Raw genomic sequence first — 25,692 nt, 5'->3', positions numbered from 1 at the left:
CCGGCACCGCCAGGTCCGCGGTCAGGTCAGCGCCGCCAGGCCGCCCAGAGTTCGGCGTACCGGCCACCGGCGGCGACCAGGTCCTCGGGGCGACCGAGCTCGACGATCCGACCGCCGGACATCACCGCCACCCGGTCACAGGCGTGCGCCTGGGTGAGTCGGTGCGCCACCACGATGGCGGTACGACCCCGGATCACCGCCTGGCTGGCCAGTTCGAGCTGCTGGGCACCCGCGCTGCCGGCCTCCGCGCTCGCCTCGTCCAACACCACGATCGGCGGGTCGAGCAGGACGATCCGGGCCAGCGCCAACTGCTGGGCCTGACCGGGCGTGAGCGGATGCTCGCCGTCGCCGACGGGGGTGGCCAGCCCGTCCGGCAACGCGGCGACCCAGCCGTCCGCGCCGACCAGGCGCAACGCGTCGTGCAACTGCTCGTCGGTGGCGTGCGGGGCGGCCAGCCGAAGATCGTCGGCGAGCGTGCCGGCGAAGACGTGCACCTCCTGGGTCACCACGCCGACGGTGCGGCGCAACTCGTCGGGGCCGAGGTCGTCGATCAGCCGGCCGCCCAGCCACACCGCGCCGTCGGTGGCCGGGAACACCCCGCCGAGAATGGCCGCGAAGGTGGTCTTGCCGGCACCACTGGCGCCCACGATCGCCAACGACTCGCCCTCGGCGATCTCGATCGACACGTCGTGCACGACCGTCGGGCCGGCGGCGTACTGGTGCGACACCGACTTGGCGGTGACCCCGGCGGGCCCCCGGGTGGGCGTCTCGGCGGTCCGCTGCGCCGGCACGTCGACCTCGGTGACACCGACCAGCCGGGCGAGCGCCGCACCGGCCGACTGGATGTCGTTGAACGAGATCAGCAGCATGCCGAGCGGGCCGAAGAGGCGGTGGAACAGCAACGCGGCGGCGGTCACGTCACCGACACTGCTGTCCCCGGCGCGTACCAGCAGGAACCCGGCCAGCAGGACGGCGGTCAGGCCGATCGCCTCGGCGTAGTTCATCATGTTCGCGAACCAGAGGAACCCGCGTACCGCCCGTAGCCGGGCGTCGGCCGCCTCCTGGGAGGCCTGCTCGACCCGCTGGCTCTGCCGCTGCTCCATGCCGTACGCGTGCACCGTCCGGACCCCGCCGAAGGTGGTCAGCAGGCGTTGCGTGCGCACCGCGGCGGCCTGTCGTTCGGCGGCGTACAGACGCTTGGCCGCAGGGACGAAGCGGCGCAGGCTCAGCGCGTACACCGGGAAGACGACCAGGAACGCGGCGGCGATGCGCCAGTCCAGGGCCGTGAAGCCGACGAACGTGACCACGACGGTGACCAGTGCGGTGAAGACCCCGGCGGCCAACTGGATCGAGTCGGTGACCTGCTCCACGTCGTCGGTGACCCGGGCGGCGACATCCCCGGAGCCCGCGCTCTCCAGCCGGGCCGAGTCCATCCGCAGGGCGTGGTCGAGGACCTCCTCCCGCAGGTCGGCGCAGGCCCGCATGCCCCACTCGGTGACCAGCCAGCGGGCGGCACCGGTCAGCACCGCGGCGGCGAAACCCGCGCCGAGGATCCAGGCCGAGGTCAGCAGCAGCGACCGGGTGGTACCGCCGGCCACCACCAGGTCGACCAGCCGACCGAGCAGCAACGGTACGACGACCGCGGCGGCGCTGGCCGCCAGCGAGGCCGCGATCGAGGCCCAGCCGAGCATCGGGTGGCGGCGCAGCGCCCGCCAGAAGGTCGCCAGGGCGGCCCGGCCGGTGGCGACGGGCAGGATCGTCGACGTCGGGCCGCTCATCGCAGCACCACCTCGGCGTACGCGGACTGGGCGAGCAGTTCGCGGTGACGTCCGACGGCCGCCACCCGACCGGCGTGCACGAAGACGACCCGGTCGCAGCGGTCGAGCAGCGGTGCGCTGGTGGTGACCAGGACGGTGGCCCGGTCACCGCCGGCGCGGTACTCGCGTACCCCGTCGGCGATGGCGTGTTCGGTGACCGCGTCGACCGCCGTGGTCGGATCGCGCAGTACGGTGACCGGCCGGTCGGCGAGCAGCGCCCGGGCCAGGGCGATGCGCTGCCGCTGGCCACCGGAGAGGTCCAGCCCACGGTCCAGCAACTCCCGGTCCAGCCCGGCGTCGCCGTCGGTGAGCACGTCCACGCTGGCGGCGGTCATGCTCCGGCGCAGCGCCGTGTCGTCGTGCTCGTCGCCGGTCTGCAGCACCTCGCGCAACGTGCTGCCGAACAGGTCCACCGCGTGCGGTTCGACCAGGACGACCCGTCGCAGCGTGGCGACGTCGAGGTCGCCTACCGGCGTGCCGGCCAGCGTCACCTCGCCTCGCTCGGGAGGCCGCGCCCCGGCCAGCAGTTCGGTGATGGCGTCGGCGGTGCGGGTCTGCTCGGTGACCACGCCGAGCATCTCGCCGGGCCGTACGGTGAGGCTGACGCCGTCCAGGCCCGGTGCGTGCACCTCGTCGAGGACCAGCGTGCCCGGCTGCGCCGCCGCGTCGCCGGACCCGGCCGGCTCGGGCGCGGCGAGCACCTCGGCGACCCGGGCCGCGCTGGCCCGGGCGGTGGCCAGCCGGAAGACACAGTCGGCGAGGTTGAGCACCGGGTCGCTGATGAACGTCGCCAGTCCGACGATGGTGATGAGTTCACCGATGGTGATCCGCCCCTGGAGGGCGAACCAGCCGGCCAGCGCGGCGACCACGGTGATCAGCAGGCCGGTGGTGAACGTCGACACACCGACGAAGGTGGCGCCGGCGCGTACCGCGCCGACGTTGGCCCGCAGCGAGGTGCGGCTGGCCGCCCGGTAGCGGCGCGCGGCCTCGTCGACCCCACCGAACCCGCGCAGCGGCCGAAGCCCGCGCAGCAGGTCGGACGCGGTCGCGGCGGCCCGGCCGATGGCCTGCTGCTGTGCCGAGGTGTGCCGTTCCACCACCGGCCCGAGCGCGTTGAGCCCGAGCACCAGCAGCGGGACGCCGACCACCAGCCCGAGCCCGAGCGACCAGTCGATGCGCAGCAGCACCACCGTCGCCACGGTCAGGCCGAGGAACGCGGAGATCATCCGGCTGCCCAGTTCCAGCAGTTCGGCGGCGGCCTGGGTGTCGGAGGTGGCGATCGACAGCAGTTCACCGTTCTGCCGGTTGGTCCGGATGCCACGTCCGGTGAGCACCCGCCGGACCACCTGCATGCGCAGGTCGTGTGACTCCCGGACCACGGCCTTGGACAGGAACCAGAACCCGAACCGCCAGCCCATGGTGAGCGCCAGGAACAGCGCGAAGATCCCCAGCACCGACCAGAGCATCGCCGAGGTCGAGCCGGTCCCCACGGCCTGGTCGATGACCAGACCGATCGCCACCGGGACGAGCGCCTCACACACCTGGTGCAGGGACCAGAAGCCGGCGCACAACGCCGTGTCGCGGCGTTGTCGTCGGAACATCCCGCCGATCAGCCGGCCGGTCGGTGCCGCCGCAGGGGTCTTCGTCATCCGTGCCTCACTTCTGGAGTTAGGCAAGGCTAACTTGTCGTACGCCGAAGCTGAACCGCCGCCTCGGGACGTGCGCCGAGTGCCGAGGCCTCACCACCGAACGCGGCGTCGCCCGCCCGGAAAGGACCGGACGGGCGACGCTACGCATTCGGTACGCGGGATCAGCAGAGACCGTTGCAGCCATCCGGGTTCGGCGGCGGCCCGGTCAGCCACGGCTGTGGCAGGCCGGGCACGTGCTCCGGCTGCGCCCCGGTGATCCGTGGCTCGGAGAAGACCGTGTTGTAGGCGTTGGCGGTGTCGTCGACGTAGATGATGCCGGTCAGCTTGTTCTCCGGGATGGTGCCGTCGGCGTACGTCGGCGTCCAGTTGCGCACCGGCGTGATATTCGTGCCGACGATCCGGGTGAAGCCGTCGCTGCCGCTGAGGATCGACACCACGTCGCTGGTGTAGTCGGGATCGACGTAGCCGTGGTCGTTCTCCGGATCGGTGTCACCGCTGCCGTCGTCACCTCCGTCGTCCCCGTGGTCACCGCCACCGCCGTGGTCACCGCCGGAGTCGTTGTCGTCGGAGTCGTAGTGCATGTTGACGCCGTCGTCGCAGCTGCCGTTCGCGTCGCAGGTGGTGATGGTCTGGTTGCCGGAGGTGTGCGTGGAGCTGTTGAAGATCACCGACTCCACCTTGATCGTGCCGACCTGCTTGCCGTCCTCGTCGTAGACGTAATAGATCGTTTCGAGCCAGGTGTCCAGGTTCCCATTCGTCGAATGGGTCTTCGACGTGGTTTCGCTGACCCGGCGTCCGTGCACGTCGAAGACCGTGGTGGTCTCCTCGATGTAGCGGTCACCCGCCTCGCCGCGCTCCTCGTACTGGTGCAGGACGGTGTTGCCGCGCGAGCCGTCGGCGTTGAAGTGCTCCCGCACCGAACCGCCCGGCACCAGGTCGACGACGTCGCGCGAGCCGTCGGCGTAGTGCAGCTGGTAGTCGAAGTCGTCGAACCAGCCGCCCTTCTCGGTCTTCACGACACCGCCGTACGCGGCGGGGCTCTGCCCCGTCACACCGGGCTCGTATTCCACGAAGTGCGAGTCGAACGGAGTCAGCAGGCTGCCGCTCAGCGGGTCGCCGACGGACTGCGAGATCTTGCCACGGCCGATCGCGACGCCGTCACGCTGCACCGACAGCTTCAACTCGTCGAACCGCTTGAGGTCGACGCCCAGCCGGGTGTAGGCGTCCTGCCGGACCGGCATCGCGAAGACACCGATGGTCGGCAGGTTCGTCGTCGTCTCCTTGAGCTTCAGGATCTCCTCGGGGAACGCGATGAAGCTGCCGCGTCCGTACGAGAAGGTCGGCAACTTGTTGACCGAGGCCAGTTCCACGGCCACCTGAAGGCTCGGCGTGCTCTGCGGGTCCCGGGGATCGGTGCCGGCGGCCAACTCGTCGGCGTCGCTGAAACCGTCCCGGTCGCTGTCGATCACCCGCCAGGACAGGTAGCAGCCGGTCGGGTCGCAGAGCCGGGCGTACGACAGGCGGGTCCGCTCCGACGGCCTGTCGGCCGAAGCGGCGGTGCTGGTGGCGATGAACGCCAGGGGTATGGCGAGCAGAGGAGCGACGACCATCGCCACTCCCTTGCGGTTACGGAGTGTCATGCGTCGTACGGTCACACCCGGCGGGGCCCGTCTCGACGTTGAGTCGACAATCAGTCGGGTCCCGCGTCGGCCTGGGAGAAACCCTAGCTAGGGTGTGGCCTGCTGCACCCGCCCGACGAAGGTGACGGACGTGGACATCGATCGGCATGCTCCCGGTCACCAGGAGGCCGACCGGCTGCTGGCCGCCGCCGACCGCGCCGGTGAACCGGTGACCGCCGCCCGCATGGTGGCTGAGGCATTTCTCGCGGTGTCCCGTACCGCCGACGCGGCAACCCTGCCGCCGATGGTGCGGCGGCTGGCGAGCCTGCGCGTACGGCCTGCGTCCTGGCAGGTCGGGTCCCGGCACCGCGAGGTGGAGGACCGGCAGCGCGAGATCGACTTCGTCTACCACGCCATCGCCTGCGCGGTCGCTGCCCGCACCGGCCGGCGGCTCGCCCGGCGCGAGTCGGTCGCCCGACCCGGCCTGGACCGGGCCGATCCGGACGAGGCGCTGCGCCTGTTCGCCGCTGCCGGGCTGCACGACGACCCGCTGTACGTGGAGTGCGCCATGCTCGCGACGTTGAGCGTTCAGCGACCCGACCAGATCCGACCCAACTTCGCCCATCTGGTCGAGCCGTGGCTGGTCGACGACGCTGTCGACCCGGTCCGCCGGGCCCGATTGACCACCATGCTCGGCATGGGTGAGGCCTGGTCCGGCGAGCTGCTGCGTGGCCGGGTCACGCTGCGCCGGGCCCACGGGTACGCCGTCGCAGCCGGCCGGCTCGACCTTCAGGCCGAGATCGTGTCCTGGCTGGCCAAGTGCGACGCGCTCTGCGGTGACCTGGCGCAGGCGCGGGACCGGCTGACCGAGGCACGGGTGCTGGCGGCCCGATCCGGCTCCGCCTGGGTGGGGTCGCACATCGCCGAATGCGCCGCCGCATTGCACCTGGCCAGTGGCGACGTCGATGCCTGGGTCGGAGTCGTGGGGCGCCTGGTCGGCTCCGCGGTCGGCGCCAACTCGGGTCTGCTCTTCGAGCACCGCTGCGAGTTGGCCACCTATCACGCGCTGCGCGGCGATGCCGCCGCCGCGCAGGCGGTCACCGCGTACATCGAGGATCCGCCGCTGGACTGGCCGGGCGCGCCGGCCCTGCCCGCCTGGCGGGCGTGGATCGCCGACCCGGGCGACCCGGCGGCGATGGCCTGGTTGGAGAGGTCCCTCGCCGGGCTCAACCGGCCGGTGGAACGGCTCTCGCGCGCCCGGCTGGCCTGGTTGCTCGGCGCGTGGCACGCCCGCGCCGGGCGCCGCGTCGACGCGATCCGGTTGTTGGAACTGGCCAGCAGCGAGTACGCGGCGACCGGCGCCGCCGGCCTGCTCGCCCGCGTCGCCGTCGACCTCTCCTCGGTCGCCGAACCGGCGGTTCCCCCCACCGCGCCGCCGCCCCGCGCCGGCGACCCGCCCCGGTCGGCAGCCGCCGGGCCCGGCGGGTCGTCAGCGCCTGCCGGCGTCGGTGTCACGCTGACCGCCACCGAGCGCCGGGTCGCCGCCGCTGTCGCCGAGGGACTCAGCAACCAGGAGGTGGCCGGGCGGCTGTCGGTGTCGGTCAAGACGGTCGAGTTCCACCTCGGCAACATCTACCGCAAGCTCGGCGTACGCAACCGCACCGAACTCGTCCGTCAGCTGTTGCGCTGACCTCAGCATGATGACCGGATCGTTCCGCAGCGGTGCGTGATCGTGGCTGGTGCGCCCCGGCCGGGAACGGCCAGGATGAACGCATGACCGCAGCACTCGTCGTGATCGACGTACAGGAGTCCTTCCGCCAGCGGGCCAGCTGGACGGCCTGCTCGCAACCGGACGTCGTCGGTCAGGTGAACCGGCTGGTCGACGCCGCCCGCAGCCGGGGTGACCTGGTCGTGTGGGTGTTGCACTCGGAGCCGGACAGCGGTGACGTGTTCGACCCGGCACTGGGCTTCGTCCGGCTGATCGACGGGTTGCGGCCCGTCGAGGGCGAGCCGGTGCTGACCAAGTACGTGCACAACCCCTTCACCACGACCCGACTCCAGCAACTGCTCACCGTCCACGGCGTCCAGGGGATCACCGTCTGCGGGATCCGTACCGAGCAGTGCTGCGAGACCACCGCCCGGCTCGCCGTCGACCTCGGCTACGAGGTCACCTTCGTCGTCGACGCGACCGCCACCATGCCCATCGAGCACCCGGACGCCCCGGCCGGTCGGACCATGGCCGAGATCCTCGCCGATCCGCGCACCCTCGGCACCGACGAGATCATCGAGCGCACCGTGTACGCACTGTCGGGTCGGTTCGCCACCATCCGTACCGTCGACGAGGTGACCGCCCTGGTGCCGGTCGGCGCCGACCGCTGAGGCGCTCGTGAGCCGGGTCGTCTTTCTGCTGCTGCCGCAGCTGCATCTGCTGGATCTGGCCGGTCCGGCGCAGGTCTTCTCCACGGCGGCGGACTCCGGGCTCGACTACCGGCAGTCCTTCGTCGCGGAGAGCAGTGAGGTGGTGACCGCACAGGGGCTGCCGGTGCGCGCCCACGTCGACTGGCCCGACCTGGGCCCGGCCGATCTGGTCGTCGTCCCCGGCTGGCGGTCACCCGCCTCCCGCGCCGAGCCGGTGCAGCCCGCCACGCTGCGCCGGCTCGCCGCGCACCACGCGGCGGGCGGCACGGTGGTCAGCGTCTGCGGTGGCGCCTACCTGCTGGGTCGCGCCGGGCTGCTGGCCGGTCGCCGCTGCACCACCCACCACGAACTCCAGGACGAGTTGGCCCGCCGCTATCCGGCGGCCACCGTGCTGCATGACCGGCTGTACGTCGTCGACGACCGGGTGGCCACCTCGGCCGGCATCGCCAGCGGCATCGACCTCGCGCTGCACCTGATGGCGTCCCGACACGGTCCGGCGGTGGCGGCCCGGATCGCCCGGGAGATGGTGGTGTACGCCCGACGCAACGGACACGAGCGGCAGGACAGCGCCATGCTGCGCCACCGCTCGCACCTCAGCGACGTGGTGCACCGCGTCCAGGACGTGATCGACGAACGGTTCACCGAGGCGTTGCCGCTGGGGGAGTTGGCCGGTGTGGCCCGGGTGAGCGAGCGCACCCTGACCCGCCTGTTCGACGCGTCGACCGGGCTCACGCCGCTGCGCTACCAGCAGTTGCTCCGGGTCGAGCGGGCCGAGCACCTCATCGGCCACGGCCTCGCCGTGGAGGCCGCGGCCCGGGCGGTCGGTTTCACCGACGCCCGGATGCTCCGGCGGCTGCGGGCCCGTGCCCGCTCGACCCACTCCGTCGGTTGACCTACCGCGACAGAAGGAACACGACCATCGCGATCACCGCCAGCGCAGCCAGCACCGCGGCGGCGATCTTGGCCTTGCTGTACGGCCGCTCCCCGATGACCTCGCCGGTGCGGGCGTTGACCAGCACCTGGTACGACCGTCCGGCGTGCAGGTACGCGGCGATCCACACCGGCAGCAGCAGCAGTTTGTACGTCACGTCCGAGTAGCTGGTGTCCACCGCGTCGACCTGCTGCTCGTCGCCGCCGATGTCCGAGCGGCAGTCCCGGTCGATGACCGGCGCCATCCGGGCCTTCGCCTCGACCAGGCCGGTCTCCGGCTCGGTGTCGTAGCGCAACGCGTGGTACCCGGCCAGGTAGTCCTTCTCGTACGCGACCGCCTCGTTCAGCGGCCACGGGGCCAACTCGTCGAGCTTCTCCGTCGGCAGGTGCGAGGTGGCGGGCACCAACACGTCGTCGAAGTCCCGGCGCACCGTGCCGCTGGCCGAGTGCCACCGAGTGTGCCGGACCTGCCGGGTACGGGTCTCCGTCTTGCCGTCCACCGTCACCGTGTACGTCTCGGTGACGTAGTAGTGCTCGCCGCGCTTGCCCTGGTAGTCGGAGACGGTCCGCGCGTCGAACGTCCAGTGCGGCAGGTAGGTGCCCTTGAGCGTCTCCGCCTCGCTTACCTTCTTCAGGCTGCTCGGGGCGAACCAGCGGCTGCGGCACCAGGTGCTCAGCGCGGTGCGCACCCCGTTGCGGTCCACCGCGAACGGCAGCACCGCCTCCGGGGCGATCAGCTCGTCGGCCGCCTGCTGCGGCACCAGCGGGGTGGCGCAGAACTGGCACCGCTCGGCCAGCGCCTCGCTCTCGGTCGAGGCACCACAGCCCGGACACCGGTAGACGTACGCGCCCACGGCGGCGGCCGGCTTGCGGGCCAGGGTGGCCAGCCCGTCGAAGGAGTGCTCGCGCACCTCCCGCGTGGCGGCGGCGATCTGCTGCTGGTGCCCGCAGTAGGGGCACTGCAGGGCGGTGGTGCCGGGCGCGTGCTCCACCCGGGCGCCGCAGCCCCCGCAGCCGTACGACGGGGGCGAGACAGCGGTTTCACTCATCGGTGTACCCTCCCGATCCCGATGATCACAGCGGCGGCAGCGGCGGCGGGACGCTGGCCAGCACGGACGCCAGTTCGGGCACCTGCCCGGCCGGCTGCCACTGCGCCATGCCGGCCCGCCAGACCAGCGTGTCCGGGCCGAACGTGCCGGCACCGGCCTGTGCGGCCAGCCCACCGAGGTCGTACGGGCCTTGGCGCTGCCCGGCGACACCGAGGAACCACTGCGCCTGGCCCGGCAGCGGTGGCGGCTCGGCGCCACCCGGCGCCGCGACCGCTGGTGCGGCGTACGGTGCGGCGGCCTGCGGCGCGGGAGCCTGCGGTGCGGTGCTCTCGCCGGACATGGCCCGGGCCATCTGCTGCCCCAGGGCCATGCCCATGCCCATCCCGACGCCGGCACCCGCCTCGCCGCCGGGGTTGTTCGCCGCCGCCTCCAGGGCGGTGGCCGCCTGGTACCGGGTGAACCGGTCCAGGTCCCCGACCGCGCCCATCTCGGTGCGCTTGTCGAGCGCCCGCTCCACCTCCGGCGGTACGGAGACGTTCTCGATGACGAACTTCGGGATCGCGATGCCGACCTCGGCGAGTTCCTCGGTCAGCACGCCGGCCAGCTGCCGGCCGATCGCGTCCTGGTGGGCGGCCAGGTCCAGCAGCGGCACCCCGGCCCTGGCCAGTGCGCCGCCGAGCCGGCCCACGATGAGCTGGCGCAGGTACTCCTGCACCTCCTCGGTGCGGAACTGCGGGTCGGTGCCGACCAGTTCCTTCAGCAGCCGCTGGGCGTCCACCACCCGTGCCGCGTACGCGCCGAACGCCCGCACCCGGACCACCCCGAACTCGGGGTCGCGCAGGATCACCGGGTTCTGGGTGCCCCACTTCATCTCGGTGAACTGGCGGGTGTTGACGAAGTACACCTCGGCCTTGAACGGCGAGTTGAAGCCGTACTTCCAGCCCTTGAGGGTGGACAGGATCGGCATGTTGCGGGTTTCGAGCGTGTGGGTGCCCGGCAGGTAGACGTCGGCTACCTGTCCCTCGTTGACGAACACCGCCGTCTGGGACTCGCGGACGACCAGTTTGGCGCCCATCTTGATCTCGTTCTGGAAACGGGGGAACCGCCAGACGATCGTGTCGCGGCTGTCGTCCAGCCATTCGATGATGTCTACGAACTCGCCCCGAAGGCGGTCCATGAGCCCCATCGTGTCCCCTCCCGAGATCAACTGTGTGGCGGCGACGATAGCAACCCCGTGCGAGCTGCGGTTCCACCTGCCGTCTCGGTGCGAGGGCCCGCTCGATGGAACCGGGGGCCGCTGATCGGGGCGAAGATCATCAGGTATCCTCGCCGCGCCGCGCAACCGTCAGGCGAACCGGTCCGGGTCGCCCGCGCCGACCCGGACGACCTCCGGTTCGCCTTCGGAGAAGTCGACCACCGTGGTCGGCTCGGTGCCGCAGTCACCCGCGTCGACCACCGCGTCGACGGCGTGGTCGAGGCGTTCCTTGATCTCCCAACCCTGGGTCAGCGGCTCGTCGTCGCCGGGCAGCAGCAGCGTGCTCGACAACAGTGGTTCACCCAGCTCGTCGAGCAGCGCATGGGTGACGGGGTGGTCGGGGATGCGTACGCCGACGGTGCGCTTGCGGGGGTGCAGCAGCCGCCGCGGCACCTCCTTGGTGGCCGGCAGGATGAAGGTGTACTGGCCCGGGGTGGCCGCCTTCACCGCGCGGAAGACCGCGTTGTCCAACTGCACGAACTGGCCGAGCTGGGCGAAGTCACGGCAGACCAGGGTGAAGTGATGGCCGCTGTCGAGCTGACGGATCTCCCGGATGCGGTCCATGCCGTCCTTGTTGCCGAGCTGGCTGCCGAGGGCGAAACAGGAGTCTGTCGGGTAGGCGATCAGTCCGTCCCGGCGCAGGAGGTCGACGACCTGCCCGATGATGCGCGGCTGCGGATTGTCCGGGTGCACGTCGAAATACCTGGCCATGGGCGGAAGCTTAGAACGCGTACTGGGGGCTGTCGCCTTGCCGACACTGCCACCCGCCGGCAAAGGTAGACGCTCATCGTTGTCCGTATGGGCGCGCGTGGCTACCCCGAAGTGCTCCGGTACCCCGTCATGCCGACCCCGGTACGGATCACCGTGCTCGTCTTCGCGTTGCTGTCGCTGTTGTTCGCCCTGGCCACCGCCCATCGGTTGCTGACCGAGGGCGGCTCGCTGGGCGCCGCGGTCTTCTTCGCCGTGATGACGGTCGCCTGCCTGCTGGTGGCCGCCGGCCTGGTCGCCCGCCGCCCGTGGGCGCCCTTTCCGGCGTACGCCCTGGCGGCTCTGCTGGCCGCGGCCTCGCTCGGGCTGTTCGGCGCCATCACCTGCGTCGGGTTGGGCCTGCTGGTCTGGGTGCTCTGGGCGCTGAACACCCGAGCCTCCCGCGACTGGTTCGGCGGCCGACGCCGCCTGCGCTGACCTCCGCCGCAGTACGCGTTAAGAGGGGGCCCCTGTACTACGCCAGGCGTTAACAAGGGGCCCTTCCTTATGTGGGCTACTCGGCGGCGGTTGCCGGCTCCTCGTCCGCGTTGTCCTCCTCGGCAGCCGGCTCGGCGGGCGGGCTGGCCTTCGGGTTGGTCCAGGAGAACTCGATCTCGACCGAGTACTCGTCCTTGCCCTCCTGTTCGATCTCCAGCTCGCAGTGCACCTGGTCGGCCACGGCGAGGGTGCCCGCCGCACCGTAGAAGATCTGCCCGGTCTCCAACTGGTTGGCCACCTGACGCAGCCAGGCGGCCAGATCCGCCCGCGACACGGTGCGCTCGTCCTCGTAGATATCCATCCCGACATGCTGACATTCCCCGTTCGGGGCGCGCCGCTAGGGTGCCGGGTCGCGCCCACCGGGTCAGCGTCGTCGGCGGCGGGTGGCGATCGCCCTGCGGGTCGGGCGGCGGACCACGGCGATCCGGTCGCCCCGGGTGCGTACGGACGTTCGGCCACCCCGTCGACGCCTGACGATCAGGTCGACCGTCTGCGCACCCACCTGCACCCCCTCCAGCACCAGATCGGGTAGCCAGGCGGGCAGGTGCGGGTCGACGAAGATCGTCCGCAACGGTGCGGCGGGACGCAGCGCCAGCAGGGCCTGGATCAACGCGATCACCGAGCTGGCCGACCATGCCTGTGGTGAGCAGGCGCTCGGATACACCCCCGGGTGGGGGTGGGCGTCGTCGCGGGGCAGCCCACTGAGCACCTCCGGTAGGCGGTGCTCGGCGAAGAGGGCGGACGCCGCGAACATTCCCTCGGCGAGTCGGTGCAGGTGTTCCCAGCAGCCGTAGCGGGCCAGCCCGAGACCGATGGTGCCGGCCTCCACCGGCCAGACGCTGCCCCGGTGGTAACTGAACGGGTTGTACGCCGGGTGGGTGGCGGACAGCGTCCGGACCCCCCAGCCACTGAACATGTCCGGTGCGAGCAGCCGGTCCGCGACCAGGGGCGCGATCTGCGGCGGGACGATCCCGGTGGCCAGCAGGTGCCCGTCGTTGGAGTTGACCGAGCGTACCGGCCGTTTGTCCGGCCCCAACGCCATCGCGTAGCAGCCCTGCTCGGGCAGCCAGAAGGCCCGGTGGAACCGGCGGCGCAGGGCGACCGCCCGACCGGCCAGCCGGGCCGCCACCGCGGGATGACCGGTCACGGCGTACGCCCCGGCCGCGTGCCGCAGCGCGGCGTACCAGTACGCCTGCACCTCGCTGGTGGCGATCGGGTTCGACACCACCCGGCCGTGCTCGTCGACGATGGCGGTGTCCGAGTCCTTCCAGCCCTGGTTCTTCAGGCCCGCTCGGGACCGCCGGTGGTATTCCAGGAAACCGTCGTGGTCGAGGTCGCCGTAGCGATCGATCCAGGACAGCGCGCGGTCGGCGGCCGGCAGCAGCTCCCGTACCGTGTCGAGATCTCCCGTCCAGGTGTAGTACTGGCCGAGGAAGATCAGGAAGTCCGGCGCGGTCGACCAGTCGCCGTGGTAGTGGGCGAAGGGATCGATGTCGAGTTCGGACAGCGGCCCCTGGCGGGCCTCGTGCAGCGGTTTACCGGGCTCCTCGTCGCGCCAGTCGTCGATCCGCCGGCCGAAGTGCCGGGCATTGAGCCGAAGGCTGTCCGCGAGCATCGTCGGCCCGGCGAGCAGCGCCTGCCACGATGCGGTCATCGTGTCCCGGCCGAAGATCTCCTGGTAGATGGGCAGGCCGGCGATCGGCGCGGTGGGACCGGCCGGCTCGCCGAGGGGAAGTCCGGCCAAGTCCTCGCGGGCGCAGCGCCACGCCGCGGTGACGTCGAAGTTGGTGCTGGTCAGCCGGGCAAGTTCAGCGGTGAGCCGGCGGCGTGCCGAGCCGGCGGCATCGCCCGGTTCGCGGAAGCTCGGCGGCGGCGCGGCGAGCCGCCGACCGTCGAAGACCGGTTCGACGACGAGTTCGACCCGGCTGAGTCCGCCCGGCGTCAGCGCCACGTCGACGCTGAGTGCGCCGTCGGCGTACCGGACCGGGGCCTGCGCCTGGACCCGGATCGCCACCGCCCGGTCGAGCCCGTCACACCGGTAGGTCAGCAGCAGTTCCTGCCCGGTCGGATCCCACCGGCCCTCGACCGCACCGGACTGGACACGGCGGCCACTCTCGGCCTCGCTCGTGTCGGCGAAGTCGGCGCCGAGTTCGATCCGTAGGAGCAGGTCCAGGTGCTGCTCGGCGTAGCTGAACAGGGTCAGCCTGGTACGCAGTCCCGCCGCCACGAAACGCTCGACCGCCAGGTACGCCGCCCGCGACGGCAGCGTCTCACCGTCGCCGAGTTCGGCGTACGACAACTGGGCGTGCCCCTGCACGGTCGCCGTGCTGAACGGCACCGGCTCACGACCGTCGACGGTGATCCGCTCCGCACTGAGCACCCGGGTGTTGCGGGCGAAGAAGCCCTGCGCGCCGACACCGGTGATGCGTCCACGCACGTCCGTGACCAGGGTGCTCCAGCCGCTGGCCACGTAGAGCAGGTCGGGGCGTACCCGCAGGTTCCGCACGCGGCTCATCCCGACCCCCTGACCTGCGGTACGGCGCCACGCGAGCGACTGGCGGGTGCCTCCGGTCGGCGCTTGTTACCCCCGGGAGCCCTCGATACACCCACCGACCCGTCCCGATGGCCCGGTGTCCGGTTCCGGCTTATCGGCGGCGATGCCCTCGCCCGCGCTTGCGGAGCCGGGGGATGCTGTCGGCAGAGCCCGCCGATCAGGGCGAACACGCGGAGGTGGCGACCATGGGGAAGACCCATCCACACATCACCGGCCGGCTGCGGGCCTTCATCGAGGCGCAGCCGATGTTCTTCAGCGCCACGGCGCCCCTGGCCGCCGACGGCACCGTCAACCTCTCGCCCAAGGGGCTGACCGGCTCGTTCGCGATCCTCGACGAGCTGACGGTGGCCTACCTCGACTTCGCCGGCAAGGAGCACATCGCCACCAGCATCGACGGGCTGCCCGGCCTGCCGCTGCCGCTGCCGCCGACGGCCATGTCCGCGCAGGGTGGAGGTTGATCATGGCCGGAGTGTCTCGCCCGATCTTCGCCCGGGTCTACGAGCGGTTCAGCGCACAACTGGACCGTGCCGGCGTCGCCGAGTACCGCCGGGCCCTGGCCGCCGGCCTGACCGGTCGGGTCATCGAGGTGGGTGCCGGCAACGGGCGCATGTTCCCGCACTATCCGCCCGAGGTGACCGAGGTCGTCGCCGTCGAGCCGGAACCCCGGCTGCGGGCCGCGGCGGTCACGGCGGCGCGCAGCGCCCCGGTCCCGGTCACCGTCGTCGACGGCCTCGCCGAGGCCCTGCCCGGCGCGGACGGCGAGTTCGACGCGGCGGTGCTGGCGCTGGTGCTCTGTACGGTGCCCGACCAGGCCGCCGCGCTCGGCGAACTGCGTCGGGTGCTGCGTCCCGGCGCGCAGGTGCGCTTCCTCGAACATGTCGCCGCGCCACCGGGCACCCGGCTGCGTCGAGTCCAACGGCTGGTGGACGCGACCGTCTGGCCGCTGCTGGTGGGCGGATGCCACACCGGCCGCGACACCGTTGCGGCGATCACCGCCGCCGGTTTCGCCGTCGAGGAACTGCACCGGTTCCGCTTTCCCGAGACCGGCCCGGTGGGACCGGCGGCCCCGCACATCCGGGGCCGCGCGCGTAACCCGACCTCGCCGGTCTGGCGATGATCTGCCGTAGGCCGCCGTCACCGGGGTTCGGCAGCCGCCGGCCCGCAGAGGGTCGCCCCGCGCGGGGTCTGCCAGTAGAGCACCTCCCGGCCGGAGCGACGCTTGGTCACCATGCCCGAGTCGAGCAGTACCCGCAGGTGGTCGCCGACCGCGCCGAGGGAGAGCCCGGTGACCGAGGCCAACTGCGAGGTGCTCAGCGGTGTGGCCAGCCGGACGAGGATGGCCGCCCGGTTCGCCCCGATCAGCCGGTCGAGTCCGTCCGGCACCGTCGGGGCGGTCTCGGCGAGGATGCCACTGGCCGGATAGACCATGCCGAAGCGGGTCGGCTGGTCCCATAGCACCCAGCCCCGCACGCAGTGGGCCGGGACGAACACCAACTCCTCGGCCCGGTCGAGCGGCAGTGGTGCCGCCGGATAGTCGTTGACCCGCAGGCAGCCGTCACCCAACCACCGCATCCCGGGATTGAAGCCGGCCACCACACCGGCCCAACCCTCGGCGCTCAGCCGGGCGGTGCGGGCCACGATGTCGGCCTGTAGCCGACGTCGGCGGTCCGGCCACTCCGGCCGAACGGTGTGCCCCCAGACCCAGTCCAGCAGGGACACCACCTGTGCGGTCAGCCCGTCGGCGTACAGGATGTCCGGTAGTGGGCCTGGCCGGGTCGCCCGCAGGTCGTCGCGGATCTGGTCGTCGCTGTGTCGGGCGACGACGGCCAGTTCCTCGGCGAAGTCCGGTGCGGCCGTCGCGGGAGCGAGGGTCAGGAAATCAGCTGTCCACCGTGGTTGGAAGGCCACCGCCAGCAACGCCCGAAGGGTCTCCCGCCGCGCCAGCATCTGTCGGTACGCCCCGAGGTGCGGCTGTCGCCAGGCGTGCTGCCAGGGGCGGGCGGGGCTGTGCAGGGCCCGTAGCGCGGCGACCGTGTCGGTCATCGGCGAGACGACGAACCGGCTGCGCGCCAACAGGTCCACCGGTACCCGCCAAATCGACATGTTTCGCCTCCAGCCGTAACCCTATGGGTACGCCTCGGATGCCACGAGGATCGTGCCGGTGAGGACCTACTCGGACCTGTTCGCCGTCGCCGAATTCCGCAATCTGTTCGTGGCCAACTGTGCCGGCATCGCCGCCCACACCACTTCGGCGCTGGCGCTGGGCTCGCTGACCTACGCCGCGACCGGCTCCGCCCTGCTCACCGCGCTGAGCATGTTCGGTGCGCCGCTGGCGGGCGTGCTCGGCAGCCTCACCCTGCTCTCGGCGGCGGACAGCCTGCCGCCACGTCGGGCGTTGAGTCTCGCCGGGTTGGTCGCGCTCCTAGGTGCCGGGCTACAGGCGGTGCCCGGGCTGCCGTTGTGGGCCCGGTTCGCGGTCATCCTCGTCGTCGCGTACGTCGGGTCGGTCGTCGGCGGTGCCCGGTGGGCACTGATCAACGACATGCTGCCGGCCGGCGGGTACGTGCTGGGTCGCTCGGCGATGAACGTCAGCGTCGGGGTCATGCAGATCGCCGGTTTCGGGGCCGGCGGGCTGCTGTTGGTGTGGCTGAGTCCGTACCAGGTCTTCCTGGTGGCCGTCGTGCTGCGGGCGGTGGCGCTCGCGGTGACCCGGTTCGGGCTCAGGGAGCGGCCCGCGCGGGCGGACGGGGCCGCGTCGACCCGCCGTACGCTGCGGGTCAACCGGCAGTTGTGGCGGGATCCGGGATGCCGGTCGCTCTACCTCAATCTGTGGCTGCCCGGCGGTCTGGTGGTCGGCTGCGAGGCGCTGTTCCTGCCGTACGCGGGGGAGCGGGCCGGTTTTCTCTTCGCCGCCGGTGCGCTCGGCATGCTCACCGGCGACGTCCTGGTCGGACGGTTTCTCTCCCCGTCCGCGCGGGACCGGTGGGTGCTGCCGCTGCGGCTGCTGCTGCCCCTGCCGTACCTGGTGTTCCTGGTGCGGCCGGGGCTGCCGTTGGCGATGCTCGTCGCCCTGGTGGCCTCGGTGGGTTTCGCCGCCTCGCTGCCGTTGCAGGAACGGCTGATCGCCCGGGCGCCGGCCGAGGCGCGTGGACAGGTGCTCGGTCTGCACCAGAACGGCATGATGACCGGGCAGGCGGTGTTCGCCGCGGTGGCCGGGTTGCTGGCCGACCTCGTACCGACGCACTGGGCGGTGGCCCTGCTGGCCGGGCTGGCCCTGACCGCGACGGCGCTGCTCACCCCGGGTCTGCGCGGCACCCGACCGGCTCCGGCGCCGATCCCCGCGTCGACCGGAAGTTGACCGGCGAACGCGGAGATTCGGACTGCGGGTTCGGGGTGACGGCGGCAGGCGTATTGACTTTTGCCATTCATGCAAAAAGATAGATGCGTCTTGGCCAAAGCTGCGCCGTCGTGAGGATGAACTGATGCGTCGTCTCCCTCAGGCCCTGGTGCGTGTCACCTGCGGTCTGCTCGCGCTGCTCCTCGCCACGGCGGTCGCGGTCCTCGCCTACGCGCCACCGGCGACCGCCCACGGCAGCCTGGCGATGTCCACACCGAAGGCCGACGCCACGGTGACCGAGCCACTGACCACGGTGCAGCTCTACTTCACCGAGCAGGTGGTGCCCAACGCCTACTTCGCGGTCACCGCGCCGGGCGGCACCCGGGTCGACAACGGCTGGTCGCACGGACAGCCCCGGCAACTCGACCAGCCGGTGCGGGAGTACTTCCTGGTCGACGGCACCTTCCAGCCCCGCGAGTACACCACGGGTTTCCCGGCGGTGGTGAACCTCGCCCACCTGCCCGCGACGGGTCGGTACACGGTCAGCTACCTGTCGGTGGCCTCCGACGGCGAGCCGGTACGCGGGACGATGAGCTTCCGCTACACCGGGCCGACGACCCTGGCCCCGGCCGGGTGGAACCCGCCGACCGGGCAGCCGGACCCGGCCCTGGTCGCCGCTGCCGACCAGCACGGACACGACACCGAGCCGTCACCCGCATCCGCCGCCCCGCCGGCCTCGGCCCCGCCGGCCGCCGCACCGGCACCGACCTCGGACGCCGGCCCCGGAGCCGGGACCTGGACCGCCGTCGCGATCGGGGTCGCCGCTGTCCTGATCGGTCTGCTCGTCTGGCGCCGTCCGGCGACCGTCGCGCGGTTGCTCGGGCGATCGGGCAGCAGGTCAGGAAGCGGTCGCCGCTCCGGTGCAGGCTCCCGTACCGGGTCGAAGAAGAGCGCGACGGCCCGCTCCGGCGGGCCGGCTGCACGTACCGGCCGGATCGTCACCGGGTCGGGTTCGGGGACCAAGGGCAGGCCCGGCGCGACCGGCCGGCGGCGTACGGCAGTCGTCGCGGCGGGCCGGTCGGACGGCGAGGCGATCACTGCGAACCTCGCCCCGGCTGCGCCGTCGACGGTGCCGGGCGACGAGTCGGCGCCCACCGACCGGTCGAACAACACCCGCCTGGCGCTGCTCGTCGGTGGGCTGGTGATCGCTCTGCTGGCGGGATTCGGGCTCGGTCGGCTGGGCACCGGCGAGCGGCGCGGCGCCACCGACGCGCCGCCGGGCGGGGTCGGTGTGTCGGCTGCCGGTTCGGCCACCGACGGGCATCAGCACCCGCCGGGCACCGGCGCGCACGCGCACGCCGGTGACGGTACGGACCAGGCCACCGGCGCGTGGGTCAGCGCCGCCGGCTACACCCTGCAACCGGTGCAGCGGTCCCAGCCGCCCGGCGTACGGGTGGACTACCAGTTCCGCATCGTCGACGGCAACCGGCGGGCGGCGACGAACTTCGCGGTCGTCCACGACAAGCCCCTGCACCTCATCGTGGTGGGTCGTGACCTCAGCGGCTACCAGCATCTGCACCCGAGCATGAGCGCCGACGGCGTCTGGAGCGTCCCGCTGGAGTTGGCCCGGGCCGGTAACTACCGCCTCTACGCCGACTTCACCGTCACCACAGCCGACGGTCGGCAACTGCCGCTGGTGCTCGGCGTCGACCACCACGTGCCCGGCGTCTACACACCGGCACAGCTGCCCGCGCCGGAGCCGAAGGCCACCGCCGGGCCGTACACGGTGTCGATGGAGGGTACGCCGACCATCGGACTGAGCGCCCCGATCGTGCTGCGGGTCGCCGGTGCCTCCGGGCCGGCGCAGTTGGAGCCCTACCTCGGCGCGTTCGGGCACCTGGTCGTGGTGCGCGAGGGTGACCTGGGCTATGTGCACGTTCACCCCGAACCGGAGCTGGTCGACGGGGCGGTCACGTTCTGGCTGACCGTGCCGAGCGCCGGACGGTACCGTGCCTTCTTCGACTTCCAGGTCGGCGGGAAGGTGCACACCGCCGACTACACGCTTGACCTGAGCTGACCGCCTCGACGTCCACTGTGTCGGCCCTCGCGCGCCGCCGCGCCGACCACACGGCCTCGCGTCCGTCTCATCGGAAGCGGACCGTGGGAGCGCTCGCATCGGACCTTCCGGGAGATGTTGCTTGAAGATTTCAAGCAAGTATCGAGCAGGGTCTTGACGATCGTTGTTAGCGCTAACACGATAAGGGTCCCCGTCACGCTCGCGTCTGGAGCTCGCTATGCAAGTGTCCGTCGCCGCTGCCTCCGACCCCCGCCCCGCGTCCGTACCGCCTCGCCTCGCCGCCCCGTTGTTCGCCGTCGCCCGCGCCGCGACCCGCATCGTCACCGCGATGCGGCCACGCCGACGCGGGCTCGCGGTGGCCACGGTCGGCGCGCTGGTCGGTGCCGGGGCCATCGTGCCCGGTGCTGCCGCGCACGCCGCCGAGCCCTGGTCGCCTCGCTCGTCGTACACCTCGACGGACCGGGGCGACGGCACCTACACCGTGCCGTTGCTGCGCTCCGACGTGCCGGACATCAGCGTGGAGCGGGTGCCGGCCGCTGAGAACGCCGAGGGCCGGGACATCTACTACATGATCAGCACCACCATGCACCTGAGCCCGGGTGCCCCGATCATGAAGTCCTACGACCTGGTCAACTGGGAGATCGTCAACTACGTCTTCGACCGGGCGAGCATCGGCGACTCGTTCTCGCTGCGCAACGGCCAGAACTCGTACGGGCAGGGTCAGTGGGCCTCGTCGCTGCGCTACCACGACGGCATGTTCTACGTCGCCTTCAACACCAACAACCTGAACGGCGCGTACATCTACCGCACCGACGACATCGAGAACGGTGCCTGGCAGCGTACGGCGTTGGGCCGGGGCCTGCACGACCCGTCGCTCTTCTTCGACCACGACGGTACGCCGTACATCTTCTACGGCAACGGCACCATCAGCGCGGTACGCCTCAACGCCGGGCTGACCGCCATCGTGGCCGACTACCCGAACGTGTTCAGCGCCAACGACTACGCCGGCCAGCCCTTCATCGGCGGCCTGTTCGAGGGCGCCCAGTTCTACTACATCGACGGCCAGTACTACGCGGTCATCATCACCTGGCCCTCCGGTCAGGGCCGCCAGGTGGTCATGCTCCGCTCACCGGAACTGCTCGGCCGGCACACCGCCCCGGGCGGGGCGAACACCTGGCAGGCGCGCGGCGTGCTCAACTCCAACGGCTTCGCCCAGGGCAGCCTGGTGCCGATCGCCCGACCCGGCGGCGGAACCGACTGGCACGGCATGTTCTTCCGGGACACCTTCCCGATCGGGCGTATCCCGGCGCTGATCCCCGCCACCTGGTCCGACGGCTGGCCGACGTTCGGCACCAACGGTGTGGTGCCGGTCGAGGGCGCGTTCGACAAGCCGATCCGGCTCAGCCCGGAGGAGGAACTGTTCGAGCGGCAGAAGAGCATCGTCGTCTCCGACGACTTCGCCAACGACGCGCCGCACAAGGCGTACATGGACGAGCAGTGGACGATTCCGACGCCACCGGTCATCGACGAGTCGCTGCTCGGGGTCGAACTGCTGGACAACGCCGGCTTCGAGTCCGGGGAGCTGTCGCCGTGGGCCGCGCAGTTCGGTGCGACCCTCGCGCTGGATACCGCCGACGCGGCGACCGGTTCGGCGGCGCTGAAGGTCGGCAACCGTACGCTCAACGGCTCCGGACCCAACCAGTACCTCAACGGCAAGATGCAGCACGGCGTCACCTACACCGTCTCCGCGAAGATCAAGTACACCTCGGGGCCGAGCAGCATCCGGTTCAACCTCGTCGCCGACTGGGGCTCGGGCGTGCAGGTGATGACGTTCGGCAACGTGCCGGCCGGGCAGTGGACCACCGTCACCGGCCAGTACACCGTGCCGGCCTCGGCGAACCTGAACAACTTCAAGTTCGCGGTGGAGACACCGTGGGCCAACCCGCAGCCGGCCTCGTCCAGCGTGGAATACCTGCTCGACGACGTGTCGGTCGTCGGGCAGCGCTCCACCACCGAACACCCCACCGAGGCGGAGATCCGGCCCAACGGTTCGCGGCTGGACATGGCCTGGGAGTGGAACCACGCCCCGGACAACCGGTACTGGTCGCTCACCGACCGCGACGGCTGGCTGCGGCTGGCCACCGGCAAGGTGGTGACCGGCAACTACGTCTACACCAAGCTGTCCAACCGGGCCGAGCTGGCCTGGTTCGAGGAGGCCCGCAACACGCTGTCGCAGCGCACGTTCGGCCCCCGGCAGTCCGCCGAGACCAGGATGGACATCTCCCGGATGAAGGATGGGGACGTCGCCGGGCTGGCTGCCTACAACCGGGGCTTCTCGTACGTGGCGGTCAAGCGGGCCGGCGGGGTGAACACCCTCGGCGTGGTCAATCGAGGCCAGCCGTTCGCCGTCGACCTCGACCAGGCGAGCCTGGAGAACTTCCTGCCCGGCACGACCGTGTCGCTGGGCGACGCCACCGAGGTGCACGTCAAGGCCGACCTGGACTTCGCCGCGCCGACCGGGCAGCTGTGGACCACCTTCCACTACAGCCTGGACGGATTGACCTGGACGCAACTGGGCAACCGGGTCGGTCCGCAGGCCCTCGACGGCAGCCTCGCCCACTTCATGGGCCACCGGGTGGGCCTGTTCAACTACGCGACCCAGCAGACCGGCGGCCAGGTCGACTTCGACCACTTCCTGCTCAGTGACACCCTCACCGCGCAGAACCGGCCGTTGGACACCACCGCGCTCGACGCGGCCATCGGGTACGCCGGCACGCTCGACGAGGCGCAGTACCCGGCCGACGCCTGGGCCGCGATGCGGGCCGCGCTCGCCGCCGCGACCACGGCTCGGGCCGGTGAGTTCGGCACCCAGAACCAGATCGACGCGCCGGAGCGGGCCCTGAGCTACCAACTCGCCCGGCTCGGCGTGCTGCGTACCGCCACACCCGAGCTGCCGGTCACCGTCAGCGCGCAGACCCGGTGCGTGGCCGGCAAGGTCTACCTGGCGGTGCAGGCCCGCAACGACCACGACGGGCCGGTCGACGTGGTCGTGACCACGGCGTACGGCGAGCGCAGTTTCCCGGCCGTGGCGCCCGGCGGCAACGCGTACCAGCAGTTCACCACCCGGGCGACCGCCATTGCGGCCGGTACCGCGACCTTCCGGGTCACCGGCACCCTCGACGGTCGGGACGTGACCACCGTCCGCACCGCGGATCACGCCGCCACCACCTGCGGCGGCTGACCCCAAGCTGCCCCGGGGCCGGACCCACGCCGGCCCCGGGGCCCTGTCCCACGTTGAAGGAGGGCATTTCGTGACACCACATTTGCGAAGGGCGACCCGTCGCCGGGTCACCGCGATCGCGGCTGCCGGCGTGCTGCTGGCCGGCTTCGTGTCGGCGGCACCGGTCCAGGCCGCCGACACGAACCTCATCGTCAACGGCGGCTTCGAGGAGGGTCTGACCGGCTGGTTCGTCAACAACGGCAACGCCACCGACGCCGCCACGCTCACCCCCACCACCGACGCCTACTCCGGTGCGACCGCGGTGCACGTCACCAACCGGGCGACCACCGGCTCCGGACCGATGCAGGATCTCTCCGGCAAGGTCCAGGCCGGCCAGACGTACGCGCTCAGCGCCCGGATCAAGTACGACAACCCGGAATCACCGGCGACGAAGCAGTTCTTCGCCACCATGCACTACGGCGGCGGCACCTACACCAACCTGGTCAGCGTGACCGCGACCAGGGGCCAGTGGGCGCACTTCAACGGCCAGTTCACCATCCCGGCCAGCCAGGGCGTGTCGACGGCCCGGCTGTTCTTCGAGACGCCTTGGACCAGCAACCCGGCCAGTGACCCCAACCTGCACCTGATGGACTTCACGCTCGACGACGTCTCGGTGGTCGGCGCCCCGCCGCCCCCGCCGGCGTCGAAGACCATCGAGGTGGTCGGCAAGCTGCCCGGCGAGCACAACCCGTTGATCGGGCACAAGTTCGGTGCCGACGGGTACGGCTTCGTCCACGACGGCCGGGTGTACATGTACATGACCAACGACACCCAGGGCTACGCGCCGAACCCGACCACCGGAGTCTCACCGGGCATCAACTACGGTGACATCAACCAGATCACCGTGATCTCCACGACGGACATGGTCAACTGGACCGACCACGGTGAGGTCCCGGTCGCCGGCCCCAACGGTGTCGCGCCGTTCACCAACAACTCGTGGGCGCCCGGCATGGCCAAGAAGGTCGTCGACGGCCAGGAGAAGTTCTTCCTCTACTACGCCAACGGTGGCGGCTCCAGCAACGTGATCACGGGTGCGTCGCCGATCGGCCCGTGGACCAGCGAGCGCACCAGCACCCTGATCGACGGCCGCACCCCCGGTGCGGAGGCGGTCGCCTGGAAGTTCGACCCGGCGCCGTTCGTCGACGAGGACGGCGAGCCGTACCTCTACTTCGGTGGCGGTCCCGCGTCGACGAGCATGCCGGCGGCCGAGCGGTTCAACAACCCGAAGAACCTGCGCGCGATCAAGCTGGGCGAGGACATGGTGTCGACCGAGGGCACCGCGGCCGTGGTGGACGCTCCGGTGGCGTTCGAGGCCGCGCAGGTGTTCAAGCGCGACGGCAAGTACTACCTGTCCTACTCGTCGCACTTCGGTGGCAACGACTTCGGTGGCAACCAGACGCCGCTGCCCGGCTACCCCGGTGGCGGCCAGATCGGCTACATGATCTCCGACGACCCGATGTCGTGGCCCAAGGAGACCTACGCCGGTGTGCTGTTCCCCAACCAGTCGCAGTTCTTCGGCACCGGCACCGGCGGCAACAACCACCAGTCGGTCTTCGAGTACGAGGGCAAGTACTACTTCACGTACCACGCCCCGACGCTGAACAAGCGGATCAACGGCAACACCACGCAGGGCTACCGCAGCCCGCACATCCAGGAACTGGCCTTCAACGCCGACGGCACCATCCAGCAGGTGGTCGGCACGTACGCGGGCGTCGAGCAGGTCCGTGACTTCGACCCGTACCGGGTGTTCGAGGCGGAGACCTTCGGCTGGAGCAAGGGCATCGCGACCGTCAAGATTGACGGTGGCTCCGCCGAGTTCGGTGGCTCCGCCCCGAACCTGGTCGTCCGCGACATCGACAACGGCGACTGGACGGCCCTGTCGTCGGTGAACTTCGGTGCCGGTGCCGGCAGCGTGACCGCCAACGTGCGCCCGCTGGTGGCCGGTGGCCAGATCCAGGTCCGCCTCGACGAGCTGACCGGCCCGGTCGTGGCGACCATCCCGGTCGACAGCACCATCGGCGAGTGGACGGAGTTGACCGCCCAGCTCGACGGTGTCTCCGGCGTGCACGACGTCTACTTCACCTACAGCGGCCCCGCTGGTGCCGACCTCTTCGAGCTCGACACCTGGCAGTTCACCGCCGCTACCGCCGAACTGCCGGTGACAGCCACCGTGCAGACCCGCTGCATCGGCGGCACCGTGTACCTGGCGGTGCAAGCCCGCAACGGCCACGACGGTCCGGTCGACATCGAGCTGGAGACCGCGTACGGCAAGCGCACGGTCGCCGCCGTGGCGCCCGGAGCGAACGCGTACCAGCAGTTCAACACGCGTACCGCGACCGTGGCGGCCGGATCGGCGACGGTCCGGGCCACCGGCTCGATCGACGGCCGGACCGTGACCACGACCCACACCGTGAACCACCCGGGCGCCACCTGCGGCGCCTGACACCTACGGGCAGAAACGG

18 protein-coding genes and 1 pseudogene are annotated in these 25,692 nt (G+C 71.3%); 10 read left to right on the top strand and 9 right to left on the bottom strand.

The features are described 5' to 3' along the window. Nucleotides 1-26 precede the first annotated feature (26 nt). The 3 genes from AB0M35_RS11650 to AB0M35_RS11640 form a co-directional block, all read right to left on the bottom strand. Entirely contained in the window at nucleotides 27-1,778 is a 1,752-nt protein-coding gene (locus tag AB0M35_RS11650) for an ABC transporter ATP-binding protein (RefSeq protein WP_363744246.1), read from the bottom strand. Next, complete coding sequence (locus AB0M35_RS11645) at nucleotides 1,775-3,466, bottom strand: ABC transporter ATP-binding protein (RefSeq protein WP_363744244.1); 1,692 nt, start codon at nucleotides 3,464-3,466, stop codon at nucleotides 1,775-1,777. Before AB0M35_RS11645 ends, AB0M35_RS11650 begins: the two co-directional genes overlap by 4 nt. Nucleotides 3,467-3,627: 161 nt before the next feature. Continuing rightward, nucleotides 3,628-5,106 carry a thrombospondin type 3 repeat-containing protein gene (locus AB0M35_RS11640; protein WP_363744242.1) on the bottom strand — a complete coding sequence of 493 codons (1,479 nt, stop codon included), beginning with the start codon at nucleotides 5,104-5,106 and terminating at the stop codon, nucleotides 3,628-3,630. A gap of 130 nt (nucleotides 5,107-5,236) precedes the next feature. On the opposite strand from AB0M35_RS11640, the gene AB0M35_RS11635 reads away from it, so the two are divergent. The 3 genes from AB0M35_RS11635 (at nucleotide 5,237) to AB0M35_RS11625 (ending at nucleotide 8,395) form a co-directional block, all read left to right on the top strand. Continuing rightward, a complete protein-coding gene (locus AB0M35_RS11635; protein WP_363744240.1) occupies nucleotides 5,237-6,775 on the top strand; it encodes a helix-turn-helix transcriptional regulator in 1,539 nt (512 codons plus the stop codon). 83 nt (nucleotides 6,776-6,858) lie between these two features. After that, nucleotides 6,859-7,464, top strand: a complete 606-nt coding sequence (locus AB0M35_RS11630; protein ID WP_363744238.1) for an isochorismatase family protein — start codon at nucleotides 6,859-6,861, stop codon at nucleotides 7,462-7,464. A gap of 7 nt (nucleotides 7,465-7,471) precedes the next feature. Continuing rightward, nucleotides 7,472-8,395: a DJ-1/PfpI family protein gene (locus tag AB0M35_RS11625; RefSeq protein ID WP_363744236.1), complete on the top strand. Its 924-nt coding sequence runs from the start codon at nucleotides 7,472-7,474 to the stop codon at nucleotides 8,393-8,395. A 1-nt stretch (nucleotide 8,396) separates the two neighbouring features. Here the strand turns inward: AB0M35_RS11625 and AB0M35_RS11620 are convergent, their stop codons facing one another. From AB0M35_RS11620 to AB0M35_RS11610, 3 genes are all read right to left on the bottom strand, one after another. Further along, nucleotides 8,397-9,482: a hypothetical protein gene (locus AB0M35_RS11620; protein ID WP_363744234.1), complete on the bottom strand. Its 1,086-nt coding sequence runs from the start codon at nucleotides 9,480-9,482 to the stop codon at nucleotides 8,397-8,399. Nucleotides 9,483-9,507: 25 nt separating this feature from the next. Then, nucleotides 9,508-10,659, bottom strand: a complete 1,152-nt coding sequence (locus AB0M35_RS11615) for an SPFH domain-containing protein (RefSeq protein WP_363744232.1) — start codon at nucleotides 10,657-10,659, stop codon at nucleotides 9,508-9,510. A gap of 168 nt (nucleotides 10,660-10,827) precedes the next feature. After that, the gene (locus AB0M35_RS11610; RefSeq protein ID WP_363744230.1) at nucleotides 10,828-11,448 is read right to left on the bottom strand and encodes an L-threonylcarbamoyladenylate synthase; all 621 of its coding nucleotides are present in this window, start codon (nucleotides 11,446-11,448) and stop codon (nucleotides 10,828-10,830) included. A gap of 129 nt (nucleotides 11,449-11,577) precedes the next feature. On the opposite strand from AB0M35_RS11610, the gene AB0M35_RS11605 reads away from it, so the two are divergent. Continuing rightward, on the top strand, nucleotides 11,578-11,922 hold the full coding sequence (locus AB0M35_RS11605) for a hypothetical protein (protein ID WP_363744228.1): 345 nt from the start codon (nucleotides 11,578-11,580) through the stop codon (nucleotides 11,920-11,922). Nucleotides 11,923-11,998: 76 nt separating this feature from the next. Here the strand turns inward: AB0M35_RS11605 and AB0M35_RS11600 are convergent, their stop codons facing one another. Then, nucleotides 11,999-12,283 (bottom strand): amphi-Trp domain-containing protein, encoded by a 285-nt coding sequence (locus AB0M35_RS11600; RefSeq protein ID WP_363744226.1) that lies wholly within the window; start codon nucleotides 12,281-12,283, stop codon nucleotides 11,999-12,001. Nucleotides 12,284-12,346: 63 nt separating this feature from the next. Further along, nucleotides 12,347-14,497, bottom strand: coding sequence for a glycogen debranching N-terminal domain-containing protein (locus tag AB0M35_RS11595; RefSeq protein WP_363744224.1), 2,151 nt, complete (start codon nucleotides 14,495-14,497; stop codon nucleotides 12,347-12,349). Between the two features lie 224 nt (nucleotides 14,498-14,721). Between AB0M35_RS11595 and AB0M35_RS11590 the strand changes: the two are divergent. Then, nucleotides 14,722-14,904 (top strand): annotated as a pseudogene (locus AB0M35_RS11590) (pyridoxamine 5'-phosphate oxidase family protein); the annotation flags it as partial. Nucleotides 14,905-14,996: 92 nt separating this feature from the next. Continuing rightward, on the top strand, nucleotides 14,997-15,653 hold the full coding sequence (locus tag AB0M35_RS11585) for a class I SAM-dependent methyltransferase (protein WP_363744222.1): 657 nt from the start codon (nucleotides 14,997-14,999) through the stop codon (nucleotides 15,651-15,653). A 17-nt stretch (nucleotides 15,654-15,670) separates the two neighbouring features. Here the strand turns inward: AB0M35_RS11585 and AB0M35_RS11580 are convergent, their stop codons facing one another. After that, nucleotides 15,671-16,639 carry a helix-turn-helix domain-containing protein gene (locus tag AB0M35_RS11580; protein WP_363744220.1) on the bottom strand — a complete coding sequence of 323 codons (969 nt, stop codon included), beginning with the start codon at nucleotides 16,637-16,639 and terminating at the stop codon, nucleotides 15,671-15,673. Nucleotides 16,640-16,697: 58 nt separating this feature from the next. On the opposite strand from AB0M35_RS11580, the gene AB0M35_RS11575 reads away from it, so the two are divergent. From AB0M35_RS11575 to AB0M35_RS11560, 4 genes are all read left to right on the top strand, one after another. After that, nucleotides 16,698-17,894, top strand: a complete 1,197-nt coding sequence (locus tag AB0M35_RS11575) for an MFS transporter (RefSeq protein ID WP_363744218.1) — start codon at nucleotides 16,698-16,700, stop codon at nucleotides 17,892-17,894. Nucleotides 17,895-18,018: 124 nt separating this feature from the next. Then, nucleotides 18,019-19,950 carry a copper resistance protein CopC gene (locus AB0M35_RS11570; RefSeq protein WP_363744216.1) on the top strand — a complete coding sequence of 644 codons (1,932 nt, stop codon included), beginning with the start codon at nucleotides 18,019-18,021 and terminating at the stop codon, nucleotides 19,948-19,950. A gap of 217 nt (nucleotides 19,951-20,167) precedes the next feature. After that, nucleotides 20,168-23,191: a family 43 glycosylhydrolase gene (locus AB0M35_RS11565; RefSeq protein WP_363744214.1), complete on the top strand. Its 3,024-nt coding sequence runs from the start codon at nucleotides 20,168-20,170 to the stop codon at nucleotides 23,189-23,191. A gap of 70 nt (nucleotides 23,192-23,261) precedes the next feature. Continuing rightward, on the top strand, nucleotides 23,262-25,673 hold the full coding sequence (locus tag AB0M35_RS11560; RefSeq protein ID WP_363744212.1) for a family 43 glycosylhydrolase: 2,412 nt from the start codon (nucleotides 23,262-23,264) through the stop codon (nucleotides 25,671-25,673). Nucleotides 25,674-25,692 lie beyond the last annotated feature (19 nt).

Origin of the sequence: Micromonospora sp. NPDC051196 (assembly GCF_040682415.1) — a bacterium.
In the GTDB taxonomy this organism is placed as follows: domain Bacteria; phylum Actinomycetota; class Actinomycetes; order Mycobacteriales; family Micromonosporaceae; genus Micromonospora.
This window is presented reverse-complemented; position numbering and strand designations above follow the sequence as displayed.